The following is a 14189-nucleotide window of genomic DNA, read 5'->3' as shown; positions in this document are numbered from 1 at the left end:
GACTTCCAAGAAATGGTCGGGAAGAGAGGATTCGAACCTCCGGCCCCTGCCTCCCGAAGACAGTGCTCTACCAGGCTGAGCTACTCCCCGACGGAGCCCGGTCGTTCAGCTCTCGGGAGCCGACCGGAATGCTTGGAGGCGCGCCTATACCCATGCGGATCGACCGGTGCAAGCGCTGTTGTGGCCCTTGCCGGCGATCGCAGGATCAGGCGATCAGGCCGTCGCCCTCGGCGCCCTTCGCCAATACGCGGCCCATCGCTTCGAACAGCGCATCCATCGCCACCGGCTTGAAGATCACCTCGTCGGCGCCCGCATCCAGGCACCGCTGCCGCAGGTCGAGTGCCGCATCGGCGGTGACGACGATGATTGGGACCATCGCCTTGGCATCGGCGCGCGCGCGAATATGGCCGATGGCTGTAATTCCATCCATACCAGGCATTCGAAGATCGATCAGAATTACCTGAAAATCCTGTTCTCCGATCAGGCGGAGACCATCCTCGGCGCTTTCGGCCTCGACCATCCCAACGCCTGCGACGTCCAGCATATCGTTGACAACACGGCGATTCATCCGGTCGTCCTCGATGAACAGGACGTTCATCGCCCTGCCCTACCCTCGCGGGGTTTCGGCAGATTTTCGCACTTCATGCTGTGCTCTATGCATCATGCAGCCTGCGATACAAGCCGCGAAGCGGCCCGTTCGTCGCACTCGTGTCCGAACAGCGTCGCCGCCAGTGCCGCACCGCTGATCGGCTTGGCGATCAGACGGGTCATGCCCTTGGCCAGCGCCACGCCTCCCTCGCGCCCTTCGGTCCACAACAGGCTCGTCTCGGCACCTGCCGCCTGCGCGGCCTCGACCAGCGCGGCAGCGGCTGCGGCGGGCTCGGCATCGGCGCACAGCGTCGCCTCGTCGATCAGTACGCGCGCGATCCGCTCCTCCCGCAACGCGGTTCGCGCATCGTCGACCGTGGCCACGAACAACAGGCGTCCCGCGCGACGCTCCAACAGCGTCTTCCACATGCTGCGGGTGATCGGATTGCGATCGAGCACCAGCAGGGCCGCCGGCATCACGACAGCCTCGACGCTCGGCTCCGCATCGATCACGCTCTCCAGCGGCAGCGTGACGGTGAAGGCAGCGCCGGCGCCGGGCCGGCTCTCGACCGCAATGTCGCCATGCATCGCCAGCACCAGATTGCGGCAGATCGTCAGGCCCAGCCCCGTACCGCCATATTGGCGCGTCGTGCTCGTATCGGCTTGGCGGAACGATTCGAAGATCGCTGCCTGTTTCTCGGTCGCGATGCCGATGCCGGTGTCTGCGACCCGGATGATAAACTGGGAACGGTCGTCGCTCGTCGTCACGCTCAGCGACACGCGGCCGGTCGCGGTGAACTTCACCGCATTGGACAGCAGGTTGAACACGATCTGCCGCAGCCGCGCCGCATCGCCCAGCACCCGCTGCGGGCAGTCGGAAAGGTCGACCACGAAGTCCAGACCCTTGTGGCGTGCCTGATCCTCCCACAGCCGCGTGGCACCGGTGATGGTCGTAACCAGATCGACCGATTCGTGGTCGATGCTCAACTCGCCTGTCTCCATTTTGGCGACGTCGAGGATATCGTCGACCAGTGCGCGCATCGTCAGTCCGGCATCCTGCACGACGCCCAACCGGTCGCGGGTCGTCGCGGGCAGGTATGCGTCGGCGAGCATCACCTGCGTCATGCCGAGAATACCGTTCAGCGGCGTCCGGATCTCGTGGCTGGTCGTCGCCAGGAACTCGGTCTTGGCGGCGAGCGCCTTGTTGAGCGCCGCGTTGGTCAGGGCCAGCCCGTCGCGGGCGTCGCGCACCTCGTTGCGGCTGCGGCGGATGGTGAACAGGCCGATTGCCAGCAGCACGATGATGACGGCCGTCGCGCCCGCGACCGCCATGAAGACGATCTGCTGCACCCGCGCCCGTGCCTGCTCCAGCGCGACGCTGCGCTGCAACTCGCCTGCCTTCAGCTTGGCGATGCGCAGCTCCTGATTGGCGAAGTCGAACCGTGCCGCCATCAGGGCGTTGCTGGTACTGGTGGCAAGCGACGTCGCCTGGTCGTCGATGCGCTTCAGCGCTGCCAGATGCGCGATCGCGAGATCATAGCGACCGAGACGAGAGAACACCCGGTATGCCGTCTTGTGGGGCTCCAGCCAGGAATATTCCGTGGTCTTCAGATCGACGCCGGCGAAGCTCTGCTCGATCAGCGTCGTCGCCTGATCCAGATTGCCCCGTTGCAACGCTGCTTCTGCGGCCAGAGCGAGAAGCTGGGGCCGCCAGCTGGCCGCCTCGCCCGTCGCGGCAACCGTGAGGCTGCGGCGCACCGCCTGCTCGGCCAGCGCGACCCTGCCAGCCTTCAGGCGATTGCGCGCGATGTTACGCAGCACCTGCGCGACGAGCACCGGGCTGTCCATCTTTTCGGCATAGGACAACGCGACGGTGAATTGCTTCTCGGCGTCGTCGGGGCGCTGCAGGTCCTGCAATACGCCACCGCGATTGTTGTAGAGCGCAACCATCAGGCTGGGATCACCCTTGTAGATGTCTGACGCCTGGGTCAAATACCGGAGTGCCCGCTCATAATCCTTGCCGTCGCTGCACAGTGAAGCGATCAGCATCAGGGCGATGGCCTGACTACGCGCGTTTCCATTGTGCTGGAATATCTCGAACGCGCGCTGATAGTCGGCGAGCGACCCTGCCACCTCGGTACGTGCGTTCCGCAGACCGCCGCGAGTCAGCAGGATCTCGCCGGCCAGCATCGAGTCTGGATCGTCGCGCAGCACCACGTTCGCGGCATCGTTAATCAACGGCTCGGCGCGCGAGAATGCGCCCAGACGCGAATAGGCTTCGCTTCGCAGCCACTGGGTCGTGGCGATCAGGATGCGTCGCTGGCGCGGGTCGCCGATCAGGGCGGCAGATTGCGCGGCCTCGACGGCCTTCTTCTGCGTCGCGTCCGGATCGACCATCATCGACGCACGGGCATCGGCGATCTGCCGCTCGACACCGGCGACCGATTGCGCCGCCGCCGCCATGGGCAGCGCCAACAGGAGCGCCGCCAGGCAGGCGGTCAACGCTCTCACTGACCGCCTGCGCGGTTGAGAACGCTGGTCAGGCCGGGAATGAGAGGCGGGCGCTCTGGGCCCTTGACCCGGTACTGATCCATGAACTCGATCAATGCCGAAAGGGCGATCGGCCGGCTGATGAAATATCCCTGCACCACGTCGCAGCCCATCACCGACAGCAGGGCAAGTGCGGAGGCGGTCTCGACCCCCTCGGCCACGACCTCCATTTCCAGCGCATGAGCCAGATCGATCGTCGAGCGCACGATCAAGGGATCGCGGTTGGAGCTGGTCAACTGGGTGACGAACAGCTTGTCGATCTTCAGCTCGCGCGCCGGCAACTGCTTGAGATACGCGAGCGACGACAGGCCGGCGCCGTAATCGTCGATCGCGATAACAATCCCGATGGCGGCAAAGGTGTGGAGGTGCCCGATGGCACTCTCGGGATCGCGGATCACGGCCGTCTCGGTGATCTCGAACCCGATCTTGGCGCCGCTGTTCTCCACCAGCGCACAGGCCCGCCGGACAAAGCGCGCGTCGGAGAGCAGCAGGCCCGACACGTTTACGAACATCGTCACGTCATGGCCGCGCGTCGCCAGGATGCGCTGGTCGCGGATCGCCTGCTGGATCGTCCAGATCGTCAAGTCGACGATGTCGCGCGATTCCTCGGCCAGCTGGATGAAGTCGCCCGGCAGCACCAGGCCGCGGGTCGGATGCTGCCACCGGACCAGCGCCTCGACGCTGGTGATCTCCTGCCGCCGGACATGCGCCTTGGGCTGATAGTGGAGGAACAGCTCGCCATTACCGATCGCCGAGCGCAGATCACGGGCCAGGCTGACCCGGTCGAGCGCGCCGGGATCGGCGCCGACGCGGCGAATGACGGGCTCTCGCGAATCGCGCGCTTCTTCCAGCGCCCGCTCCGCCTCGTCGACCAGCCGCACGTCGTCGTGCGGACCTGTCATCATCACCGCCGCACCGATCAACAACTCGATCGCGCAGGGTTCGTCATCGACATGGAACGGCGCCTCGAACGCGACGTCGATCATGCGCAGGATGTGCGCGATCAGCTCGGGATGCTCGGCGAAGGTCAGGTCGATCCGGTCACGCGCCACGACCGCCACGTCAGCGCGCGGCATCAACTCGCCGATGCGATCCGCTATGTCGCTGGCGAGCCGATTGGCCCGGGCAAGACCGAGATGACGGCGCAGGATGGCGAAGTTGGCGATCCGTGCGATCACCACAACCGCACACGAAGCGTCGCCGATCGCCGGAGCGCACGACTGACCGATCGCGCATGCCGCACGCGATTCGGGTTGCTGGCCGGGGCCGGGCTCCGTTCGCTTCATGGCGACGGGCGTACGGCCCGAGGCTAAACAATTAGTTAAGGATGTCGCGACCCCGACTTTTGTCGAGGATTGGACGCGTTGAGCTATGGTTAAAATTCGTTTACCATCTTCAATGCGTCCAACGAGGCGCGTTGAAGGAGATAATCATGCTTCGGTTCATTCTGGCTCTGATCGCCAACGAGAACATCCGCCCCTGGTAAGCGGTGGGTCGACCCGGCGGCTCACGCCATCCTTTCGGATGGACGCCGCCGGGTCGATTTTCATAGCGTTCTCACCAGGTTAACGATCGAACCGCATATTCTTTCTGAGCGCGCCGAAACGCAACGCAAGCACGTCTAGTAGATAATTCTGATGCAGCCGCCACGGCTTGCGCGCACCTTGCACGGGCAACTGGTCCGCCACCCGCGCGATATAGCCAGAGCTGAATGGCAGAAATGCCTCCCGCGTCATCGCCGGATCTTCGTTCACCGGCGTTGCGATCCGCACGGCCCGCCGTTGCATCGCGTTCAGCAGCCGACACAGATACCGCGCCGTCAGATCCGCCTTCAGCGTCCATGAGGCATTGGTATAGCCGAAGGTGAAGGCGAGGTTCGGCACCCCGTCGAACATCATCCCGCGATATTGCAGCCGTCCGGCAAAATCGATCGGCGCGCCGTCCAGCGAGAAGGCGATGCCGCCCGCCATCTTCACCGCCAGTCCGGTCGCCGTGACCACCACGTCTGCCGGCACCCACTCTCCCGACGCCATGCGCACGCCGCCGGGCTCGAACCGCTCGATCGCTCCGGTCACCACCGCCGCCCGCCCCTCGCCGATCGCCGCGAAGAAGTCACCGTCCGGCGTCAGGCAGACCCGCTGGTCCCACGGCTTGTAGCGCGGCGTGAAATGACGCTCCGTGTCGTAATCCGGCCCAAGCGCCGCCTGCGCCATCCCGATCATCCGGCGCGCCACCCGCTCCGGCCAGCGGCGGGACGCCTGGAAGAACGCCATCGACAGCGTGACATTCTTCGCCCGCACCAGTCGATACGCCAATCGCGCTCCCAACGCCCGTCGCAACCCCGCTGCAATCCTGTCCCGCGCCGGCTGTGCCACCACATAGCTGGGCGAGCGCTGCACCATCGTCACCGAAGCGGCGACCTGCGCGAGGGCGGGCACCAGCGTCACCGCAGTCGCGCCGCTGCCGATCACCGCGACCCTCTTGCCACCGAGGTCGAGCTTCTCGGGCCAGAACTGCGGATGGACGATTGGTCCGCCGAAATCCTCGCTGCCCGCGAATACCGGAGCATGGCCGGCCGCATAGTCGTAATAACCCGAACACAGGTCGATGAACCCGCAGGTCAGGACCGCATGCCCGGCCGGTCCGATCACGGCGACCGTCCAGCGAGCCTCCCGCTCCGACCAGTCCGCGGACACCACGCGGGTGCCGAAGCGGATATGCCGGTCGATGCCGTGCGCGCTCGCCGTATCCTGCACGTAACGCAGGATCGCCGCGCCATCGGCGATCGCCGCTTCTCCGGTCCAGGGTTGGAACGCGAAACCCAGCGTATGCATGTCCGAATCGGAGCGCACGCCCGGATAGCGGAACAGGTCCCACGTCCCCCCGATCGCCTCGCGCGCTTCAAGGATCAGATAGGAACGGTCAGGGCAATGGCGCTGGAGGTGCCACCCCGCGCTGATGCCGGAGATTCCCGCCCCCACCACCAGCACGTCGACATGCTCCGGCGCCGCGATCAATAGTCCTTCCGGTAGCGCAGCGATCCGCTCGATCCGCCGAACGATCCGGTCGAGGTCAGCAGGCTCAGCGCCTTGGTCAACGCGATCTCCAGCTGGGTGGCGGTGAAGCCGCGCGCGTCGGTGACGATCTCGACATAGATGTCGTCGGTCAGATACTTACCTGCCGCCAGGCTCGTCCCGCGCCCGCTCGCCTCGTCCGCGCCCAGTACCCGCAGCCGGTCGAAACCGGTCGCCGAGCGCAGCTTGCCGAGCGGGTTGAGCCCGCCGCCGCCCGATCCGCGCAGCGAGTTGAGCGCGCTCGCCAGCTGGATCGCTTCGGTTGCCGACAGATTTTCCGGGTTGGTCCCGAACAGCAGCCGGCTCAGCACCTCGTCCTGCGGCAGGTTCGGGGTGGAGGTGAAGCTGATCTGCGGCCGTTGCCCGGTGCCGGTCACGTTGATGACCGCGGTGATGCCGTCGGTGGTCGTCGTCGCCTGGATGTTGATGTCCGGATCGGTCAGCGCGCCGCCGCGGAAGCGGATGGTGCCGCGGTTCACCTCGAACCGCTTGCCCGCGAAGCTGTAGGTGCCGCGCACCAGATCTAGCCCGCCGGTGATGACCGGCGCCGCGGAGGTACCGCCGATGCGCAGATCCATCTCCCATTCGGACTCCAGCCCCATGCCCGACACGAACAGCTGGTTGTCGGCGCGGATACGCAGGTCGAGCTTGAACAGCCCGACCGGCGCCGCCTTCGGACGGTCGGTCGAGCGGGCGACGCGGATCTCGCTGCGGCGACGGATGCCGGTCAGCTCGGGCACCTCGGCCGCGCCCTGGCGGATGATCTGGTAGCGCGCATTGGGGATGGTCAGCTCGCCCTGGATCAGGCCGCCCTGCGGTCCGTTGGTCAGCCGCACCGTGCCGCTCGTCGTCGCCGCCAGTGCGTCGCTGTTGGCGAGCCGCGCATTGTCGAGCGTCGCGCGCAGGTCGATCGGATAACCCGAGTCCGCCGCCAACCCGATCGATCCCTGCGCCTGCACGGTACCGTCGCCGGCGCGCGCATTCAGCGTCGTGATCTCCAGCCGGTCATTGGTGAAACGCCCGGCCACCTGCATCCGCGACAGGCGGGTGCCGTATGTCTCGTTGTCATAAGTCAGGTTGTCGGCCCGGACGAGACCGGTCAGCCGCGGTGCCGACACCCGGCCCGAAAAGTCTGCCGCCAGTGCAATCGGCCCGGTCAGCTGCTGGTTGGGCAGCGCCGCGAACGAGAACAGCAGCGACGATGGCCCGTTGTAACGGATGCCGCCAGACAGCGGCGCGGACATCAGCCGCGTCGTCCACGATCCCGCTCCCGGCGGCAGCGGGCGCAGCGTCGCCAGCATCCTGCCGACCACGGTCTGCCCGCTCTTGACCAGCGCGCGCGCCTCGCCGCCATCGGCAACCAGTCGGCCGGCGAAGACGATGTCGACCGGGGTCGACACGGCCGCCACGCCGGTGCGGCGGAACTGCGCGATCGTCAGCCGCGCGTCGGCCGTTGGGAAAGAGGTGCCTGCCGCCTGCGCGAAGTCGAGACTGCCGGTCGCCTGCCCCGACAATCCCAGATTGGGCACGAAGGCGCTGATGATCGACAGGTCGAGCCGGTCGAGCCGCACCTGCGCGCTCGTCGCACCGCCGAACGCGCCGGCGATCCGGGCCGACCCCTGGTTGAAGTCGATCCGCGTCGGCGCCAGCCGGTACGTGCCGCCACTCGCCCGGATTCGTGCCGGGTTGGCGGTACGGAAGCCGATGCCGTTCGCCTGCCCCTGCAGGGCGACCAGATAATCCTCGGGCGCCAAGCGCGCGTTCAGCGCGACGCGGAACGGCACGCCGTTCGATCCAGTCAGCAGCGCCTGCGCGGTGCCACGCCCGCCGACATAGTTCACCTTCGCCCGCGCCGACTGGATCACCGTCGGCCCATAGCGGGTGTCGGCCAGCTGCACGTCGGCCACGACCTGCGGCGCCCGCGGCAGCAGCACGACGCTGGCGTCGACGATGGCGCGGCCGATGGTAAAGTCGACCTGTCCAGGGATCTTGGCATTGTAAGCCCGCGCCTTCACGTCGGCGCGCTGGTTGCCGCCCTGGTTGGCGAGCTGGACGTTGCCGGTCAGCCCCGATCCGTTGAAGGCGAGAGCGCCTGCGAACGGTCCGGCCGCGGTCTGCACGATCCGGCCATTGGCGACGATCCCGGCGAACACCACCCGCCGCACGTCGACGGCCAGTTGTCCACTCGGGCGGACCAGCACGTCGGCGGTGAAGGGACCGTAATTCGTCCCGCCGCTCGCCGTCACCGCATAGGCGCCATTCCGCCCGACGACGCGGGCGTTCAGATCGACGAGGCCGATCCCGACACCGGGTCGCGGCGCGCGCAGCACGACGACGGGACTGGTGGCGGACCCGGTGACGCGTGCGAACAACGGACCATATTGGGCAGAATTGGCATCCGCCTCCACCGCGACCGCGCCGGTGCGCGGGTCGAACCGCCCCTGCCCGCGGGTCACGCGGAACTGCGGCGCAGTCAGCCTCAGGCCACTGAAGGTCACCACACCCTCGGGGCTATAGCCCACGTCCGCGCGCACGATCGCATTGCCGCCAAGGAAGTTGCGCGCGCCGTCGTTGAACAGCTGCGTGGTCTGCGCGACGACGCGCCCGGTGATGCCGAAGCCACCGTTCGGCCCCGGCACCAGCTTGGCATCGGTCTGCAGGTTGATGATACCGATCGAATCCACGCGGTAGTTGTTGACCCGCCCCTTCAGCGCCCCGGTGTAGCGCCCCGTCTGGACGTTCGCGACGACGATCGCGGTCGCATCGATATTGTCCGAACGGATGCGCAGATTGTCCGACAGGATGTTGGGCATCGAGATCGCGAAGTCACCCTGGATCGCGACATTGTTGGCGAGCCCGCCGACCGCGGCGTTCAGCCCGACGACCCGCTTCGCCCGTGCCTTCACCGGCACCAGGATGCGGTCGGAATTTACGCGCGCCAGCCCCTCGGCATAGAGTTGCTCGACCGCCATCTCACCGAAGCCCAGCCGGGCGGCGGCGATCTTGTAGTCGACCGTCGGCGTCGCGAAGGCACCGTCCAGCACCAGCCGCGCCGTCACGTCGCGCCCGTTCAAATTCGGCGCGATCGCACCGGGCGTCAGCAATTTGGCGTCCACTGCGAAATTGCCAAACCGGCTGTTCGCCAGGTCGAGCATTCCGCCCGCATCGACGATCAGCGCGTCGGAGCGCAGCTTGATCCGGCTATCGGCGCGACGCTCGTTCAGCGTGGTGTCGATCGCCACCTGGAGCGCGGGGGCGGTCAGCCGCTCGACCGGTCCTTCCAGGTAGAGGCCCGGCCGGGTCGTGCCGCGCACCTCGATATGCCCCGACTTGGCGGTGACGCCCAGGTTGGCGAGTTCGCCCGCGCCCAGCGTGGCGCGCGCGCGTCCCTGCCAGTCGGCCCAGCTGCCGCGTCCGTCGACCGACAGCGCCAGCGGCTGCTTCAGCCCGCCCATCGTCGCGACCACGCCGCCAGTCGGCGCGGTCAGCTTGACGTTCACGTCCAGCTTGTTCTGGTCGGGCACCGCGTCGATCTTCATGACCAGGCGGTCGCCGCCGGCCACGCCGGGCGCGCGCAGTGCCATCGCGTTTGCCGTCAGCTGCGCCCGGCGGTCGGCGATATGCACCCCGCCGTCGATCGACAGGATATGCGCCTGTCCCGTCACCGGCGCAGCCAGCACGAAGCGGCCGATGCGCAGCCGGTTCACATCGATGTCCAGATCCGGCAGCAGCGGCGCGTTCGGGTCGCTCGGCTCGGTCGCCTTCAGCACCGGCTTGCGGCGCATCGTCACCGTACCCGCCGTCAGCTCGCGGACGTCGACATGGTTGCGTGCGAAGGCGAAGGGACGCCAGTCGACCTCAAGCCGCGGGCTGTCGAGGAACACGCCCTGCGGATCGCTGACCCTCAGGTCGGAGAGCACCATCCGGCCATAGAGCGATCCGTCGATCCGCCCGACCTTGATGTTCAGCCCCGATGCGGTGGTGTAGCCGCCGATCTGGTCCGCCACCAGCCGCCGGCCGGGATCGGTGTTGATCCCGAACAGGATCAGCATGACGAGCACAACCAGGCCGAGGATCGCGATCCCCAGCCATTTCAGCACGCGCTGCCACAGCGGGCGCTTCTCCACCACCACCACCGTATCGGAACTGCCGTTCTCGACCATCAGAATGCCTGCCCGATCGAGATGTAGAGCGCGACCTTGCCGTCGCCGGGCCGCGGGTTGAGCGGCGTGGCGATGTCGACCCGGAACGGCCCGAAATTGGTATAGAACCGCCCGCCGATACCGGCGCCGAACTTCAGCGCCGAGAAAGTCGGCAGGCTCGATTCATAGCTGTTGCCGGCATCGATGAACGGCACGATCCCGAAATTGCCGAAGCGATAGCGCGCCTCGAGCGCGAACTCGTTCAGACTGCGTCCGCCGACCGGATTGCCGTCCGGATCGAATGGTCCCAGCCGCTGATAGCCATAGCCGCGCACCGACCCGCCGCCGCCGCCATAATAGCGGCGCGACGGTGCCAGATCGTCGCGTTCGATCCCCTGGATCGATCCGGCCCGCACGCGGCCCGCGATCACCAGGCTGTCGCTGACCGGGTAATAGGCGGTGCCCTCCACCATGGTCCGCACATAGGGGCGCACCGCGCCGCGCACCGACGTCTCGGGGCTCAGGTTCAGCTTCAGCCGATATCCCGTCGTCGGGTTGAGCAGATTGTCCGACCGGTCGAACACGACCTGCCCGGGCAGCGCGACGATGCCATAGGTGCCACGTCGCCGCTCGCCGGCCGCGAAGTCGTACACGTCCTCATTGGTGCCGGTCAGCTCGACGCCGTACGCATAGGTGAATTTCTTCTGCCAGATCGGCGTCGAGTCATAGCTCCAGCGGACCGCCAGCGTGCCGATGAACGCCTCGTACGCGTCGTAATTCTGGTGGCTGGCATTGGCGATGATCGAGAAGGTGCGATCGCGCCGCCCGGCATTGGAGCGGCGGAAGGTCGCACCTGCGCCCTGCTCCTGCGTGCCCGCCACGACCGAGGCGATCAGCGCGCCCTCGTCGGGGAACAGGTTGCGGTGGGTCCAGCTGCCTTCGATGCGCGTACCCTGCCCGGTCGAGTAGCCCGCCGTTGCCGCCAGCGAGCGCGGCGGCCCCTTGCTCTGGCGCACCAGCAGGTCGACCGCTTCGGTCCCGTCCGGCCCGGTGCGGCCAGTCCGCTGCGGCTCCACCGCGACGCTGTTGAACAGGCCGGTGCCGACCAGCGCGTCGCGCAGGTCGTCGGTCAGCCGCGCATCGTACAGCTGGCCTTCCTTGTAGCGGGGAAAGACGTTCAGATGGTCGAGCCCGAACACCTGATCGCCCGTCGTCACGATCCGCCCGAACGACGAACGCGGCCCGGTATCGACCGGCAGCGTATAGGCGCCGACCGGATCGGGCGCCTGATCCTCCAGCAGGATATCGCGCTCGCCGACCTTGACGAAGGGATAGCCCTGCTGCGGCAGGACCAGGCTGACGTTCGCCTCCGCACCCTGGATGCGTGCCGCCTCGATCGGATCGCCGACTTTCAGCGGCAGGTTGCGGCGGAGCAGGTCCGCCGGGACGACCGGATCGGCCTGGATCGTCACCGACGACAGCGTGTAGAGGCGCCCCGGCGTCGCAGTCAGCACCGCGCGCAGCCGGCCCGTCGCCTCAGGAGTTGCCGGCGCCGCACCATCGACTGGCGGCGTGGCGGTCGCAGCTGGCGTGACGGTCGGCGCCGTCGGCTGCTCAATCGTCGAGATCGCGGTCGCGTCGTAATAGCCGAGCGAGCGCATCAGCCGCACCGCCAGCCCTTCGTCCTCGCGTGCCCGCGCGGCGACCTGCGCGCCGTTGGCCGCCTTGCCGCCGCCCTCGCGCAGCGCCGACAGCGACTTGAACTCGTCCTCGAGCCCCAGCTTGTCCAACCCGCGCACGACCGTGTCGTAGCGGATCTCGGGCGCGTCCGGGTCGGCGACGACGACATTCTGGAGCGGCGTCGAATCGAAACTGCCGAGCGGGGTCAGCGGCTGGGTCAGCGCCGGATCCTCCGGCCCCACCGCGCCCAGCGTATCGCCGGGGCCGATCGGCGTTGCCCTGGCCGGCTGGGCCGGCGTCGTCGCGGCCGGCGCGGCGGGCGTCATCGCCTCGAGCGGCGCGTTGATGTCGCCCGACAGCGGCGGCAGCGCCGCGTCGAACTCCGCTTCCGGCACGATCGGGGCATTACCCTGCGGGTCGGACGCGGGAGCGTTCCCCACGGCCGGTTCTGCGGCGGACATATCCTTCGGCTTGGGCGCGTCGGGGCCGCGCGCGGGGGCCGTGCCGGGCTGCGACAACTGCCCTGCCGCAGCCGTGGCGGTGGACGAAGTAGCGACCAGCGCGACGGCGAGCCAAAAATGCCGGCGATCTGAAGCGGTCACGCTGATCGTAGTCCCCCAGGTTCAACAGAGGGCGGCCCGGTTACCGGATCAGCCCCCTTCCAACTACCGCAACGCGCGAACGGCCACTCGGTTCAACACAATGATGATTTCGTGCGCGATCATTGCGCCGCAGCACAGCCGATCACGCCGGCGACCGGGATCAGCGTGGCGTCGGCGCCCGCCCGCTCGATCGTCAGCATGCCCTGCTGCACCAATCCGCCATCGGTCAGTTCCGCCTCCGTCGACACGGTCATGTCGAGCGTGAAGCCGATATCGCGCGCGCCGTATCGGGTACTCGCCGCAAAGCCGAAGCCGCCCGTGCCGGACTGGGCGGTCCGCGGATAGTCGACGGGCTTACCGTCCAGCGCCACGCGCAGCGTGCCGCCCGCGGCACTCGCCACCGCGACCATCTTGCGGTCCGACACGCTCCACAGGAACGCCGCGCAGCCCTGTCGCGGCATGGATTGCGGCCCCAGCGCGTTGGGCAGCACCGGCATGGCCGCAGGGGGCGCCGCCTGGAGCGCCAGCACGAGCAGGGGGACGAGCGCGATCATGCCCCCACCCCTACCATCAACAGCCAGGCCGGGTAAGCCGCCAGCGCCATCAGCGTGCCGAGCGGCAGGGCGTCGGTCGCCGCCATCGGTCGCCCGGTCAGCTGGCGGAACAGCACCACGCCCAGCCCGATCAGCCCGGCGCAAAGCAGCACCGCCGGCAGCAGCCGCCAGCCCAGCCACAGCCCGATCGCGCCCAGCAGCTTGGGGTCGCCCCCGCCCAGCCCCTCGCGCCCCCGCCAATGCCGATAGCTAAAGGCGACCAGCGCCAGCAGCGCGTACCCCGCCGCTCCCCCGATCAGCCGATCGAGCAGCGAAGGCGCCAGCCCGACTGCGCCGCCCGCCAACCCCAGCAGCGCCAGCGGCGCCACCAGCCGGTCCGGTAGCCAGAACGCGCGCGCGTCGAGCGTGCCGAGCGCCAGCAACAGCCAGCCGAACGCCGCACCCATGACGCCCGCCGGACCCGGCGCGATCCAGCCGGCACTCGCCCCGATCAGCAGCGCCGCCGCTTCGACCTGCCAGTGGAGCGGATCGATCCGTCCGCCGCAACGCCGGCATCGCCCGCGCGATGCCAGCGCGCTGACCAGCGGGATCAGCTCGATCGCCCGCAATGTCCGCCCGCAGCCGTCGCAGGCGGAGCGCCCGTGCACCACCGACCGCTCCTCGGGCCAGCGCAGCACCAGCGTCGCGACGAAGCTGCCGACCAGCGCGCCGAGCACGCCCAGCCCGATCGCCCAGATGCCGGCGGCGTCAATCACTCCGCGCCCGGATCAGGTAGCGATAGACGCCCAGCACGTTGATCGCGAACAACATGCCGTTCTGCGTGCCCAGCGCCCAGTCCTCGGTCAACCACGCACCGGCGAACCACGCGACCGAGGACGCGACGAAGATCACGAATCCCCATCCCGTCATCCGCCGCCCCAGGTCGAGCGAGACGATCAGCGCCGCACTCATCCCCGAGATCGAGGCAAACCATTTGATCGCGTCGGCAAATGTTTCCAT

General features: G+C 68.0%; 9 protein-coding genes and 1 tRNA gene. All 10 read right to left on the bottom strand.

Features of this window, described 5'->3' with window-relative positions; genetic code table 11:
- Positions 1–13: 13 nt before the first annotated feature.
- Positions 14–90 (bottom strand) — tRNA-Pro (locus Q5H91_RS01620).
- Positions 91–205: 115 nt separating this feature from the next.
- A complete protein-coding gene (locus Q5H91_RS01615) occupies positions 206–598 on the bottom strand; it encodes a response regulator (RefSeq protein ID WP_305171482.1) in 393 nt (130 codons plus the stop codon).
- Positions 599–660: 62 nt separating this feature from the next.
- Complete coding sequence (locus tag Q5H91_RS01610; protein WP_305171480.1) at positions 661–3099, bottom strand: ATP-binding protein; 2439 nt, start codon at positions 3097–3099, stop codon at positions 661–663.
- Positions 3096–4424: a GGDEF domain-containing phosphodiesterase gene (locus Q5H91_RS01605; RefSeq protein WP_305171479.1), complete on the bottom strand. Its 1329-nt coding sequence runs from the start codon at positions 4422–4424 to the stop codon at positions 3096–3098. The genes Q5H91_RS01610 and Q5H91_RS01605 overlap by 4 nt, the downstream gene beginning before the upstream one ends.
- Positions 4425–4703: 279 nt before the next feature.
- Positions 4704–6155, bottom strand: coding sequence for a flavin-containing monooxygenase (locus Q5H91_RS01600; RefSeq protein ID WP_305171478.1), 1452 nt, complete (start codon positions 6153–6155; stop codon positions 4704–4706).
- Positions 6152–10375 (bottom strand): translocation/assembly module TamB domain-containing protein, encoded by a 4224-nt coding sequence (locus Q5H91_RS01595; RefSeq protein ID WP_305171477.1) that lies wholly within the window; start codon positions 10373–10375, stop codon positions 6152–6154. Before Q5H91_RS01595 ends, Q5H91_RS01600 begins: the two co-directional genes overlap by 4 nt.
- Positions 10375–12495, bottom strand: coding sequence for an autotransporter assembly complex protein TamA (locus Q5H91_RS01590; protein WP_305171476.1), 2121 nt, complete (start codon positions 12493–12495; stop codon positions 10375–10377). The genes Q5H91_RS01595 and Q5H91_RS01590 overlap by 1 nt, the downstream gene beginning before the upstream one ends.
- 260 nt (positions 12496–12755) lie before the next feature.
- Positions 12756–13190 (bottom strand): hypothetical protein, encoded by a 435-nt coding sequence (locus Q5H91_RS01585; RefSeq protein ID WP_305171475.1) that lies wholly within the window; start codon positions 13188–13190, stop codon positions 12756–12758.
- Positions 13187–13945, bottom strand: coding sequence for a prepilin peptidase (locus tag Q5H91_RS01580; protein WP_305171474.1), 759 nt, complete (start codon positions 13943–13945; stop codon positions 13187–13189). Before Q5H91_RS01580 ends, Q5H91_RS01585 begins: the two co-directional genes overlap by 4 nt.
- A complete protein-coding gene (locus Q5H91_RS16500; protein ID WP_370655199.1) occupies positions 13938–14189 on the bottom strand; it encodes a hypothetical protein in 252 nt (83 codons plus the stop codon). The genes Q5H91_RS01580 and Q5H91_RS16500 overlap by 8 nt, the downstream gene beginning before the upstream one ends.

The organism is Sphingomonas aurea (assembly GCF_030678875.1).
GTDB lineage: Bacteria > Pseudomonadota > Alphaproteobacteria > Sphingomonadales > Sphingomonadaceae > Sphingomonas > Sphingomonas aurea.
This window is presented reverse-complemented; position numbering and strand designations above follow the sequence as displayed.

Bases quoted from the DNA above. Each gene is read 5' to 3' on its own strand.
- Q5H91_RS01615 (WP_305171482.1), bottom strand. From the start codon at position 598: ATGAACGTCCTGTTCATCGAGGACGACCGGATGAATCGCCGTGTTGTC.
- Q5H91_RS16500 (WP_370655199.1), bottom strand. From the start codon at position 14,189: ATGGAAACATTTGCCGACGCGATCAAATGGTTTGCCTCGATCTCGGGG.
- Q5H91_RS01590 (WP_305171476.1), bottom strand. From the start codon at position 12,495: ATGTCCGCCGCAGAACCGGCCGTGGGGAACGCTCCCGCGTCCGACCCG.
- Q5H91_RS01585 (WP_305171475.1), bottom strand. From the start codon at position 13,190: ATGATCGCGCTCGTCCCCCTGCTCGTGCTGGCGCTCCAGGCGGCGCCC.
- Q5H91_RS01595 (WP_305171477.1), bottom strand. From the start codon at position 10,375: ATGGTCGAGAACGGCAGTTCCGATACGGTGGTGGTGGTGGAGAAGCGC.
- Q5H91_RS01605 (WP_305171479.1), bottom strand. From the start codon at position 4,424: ATGAAGCGAACGGAGCCCGGCCCCGGCCAGCAACCCGAATCGCGTGCG.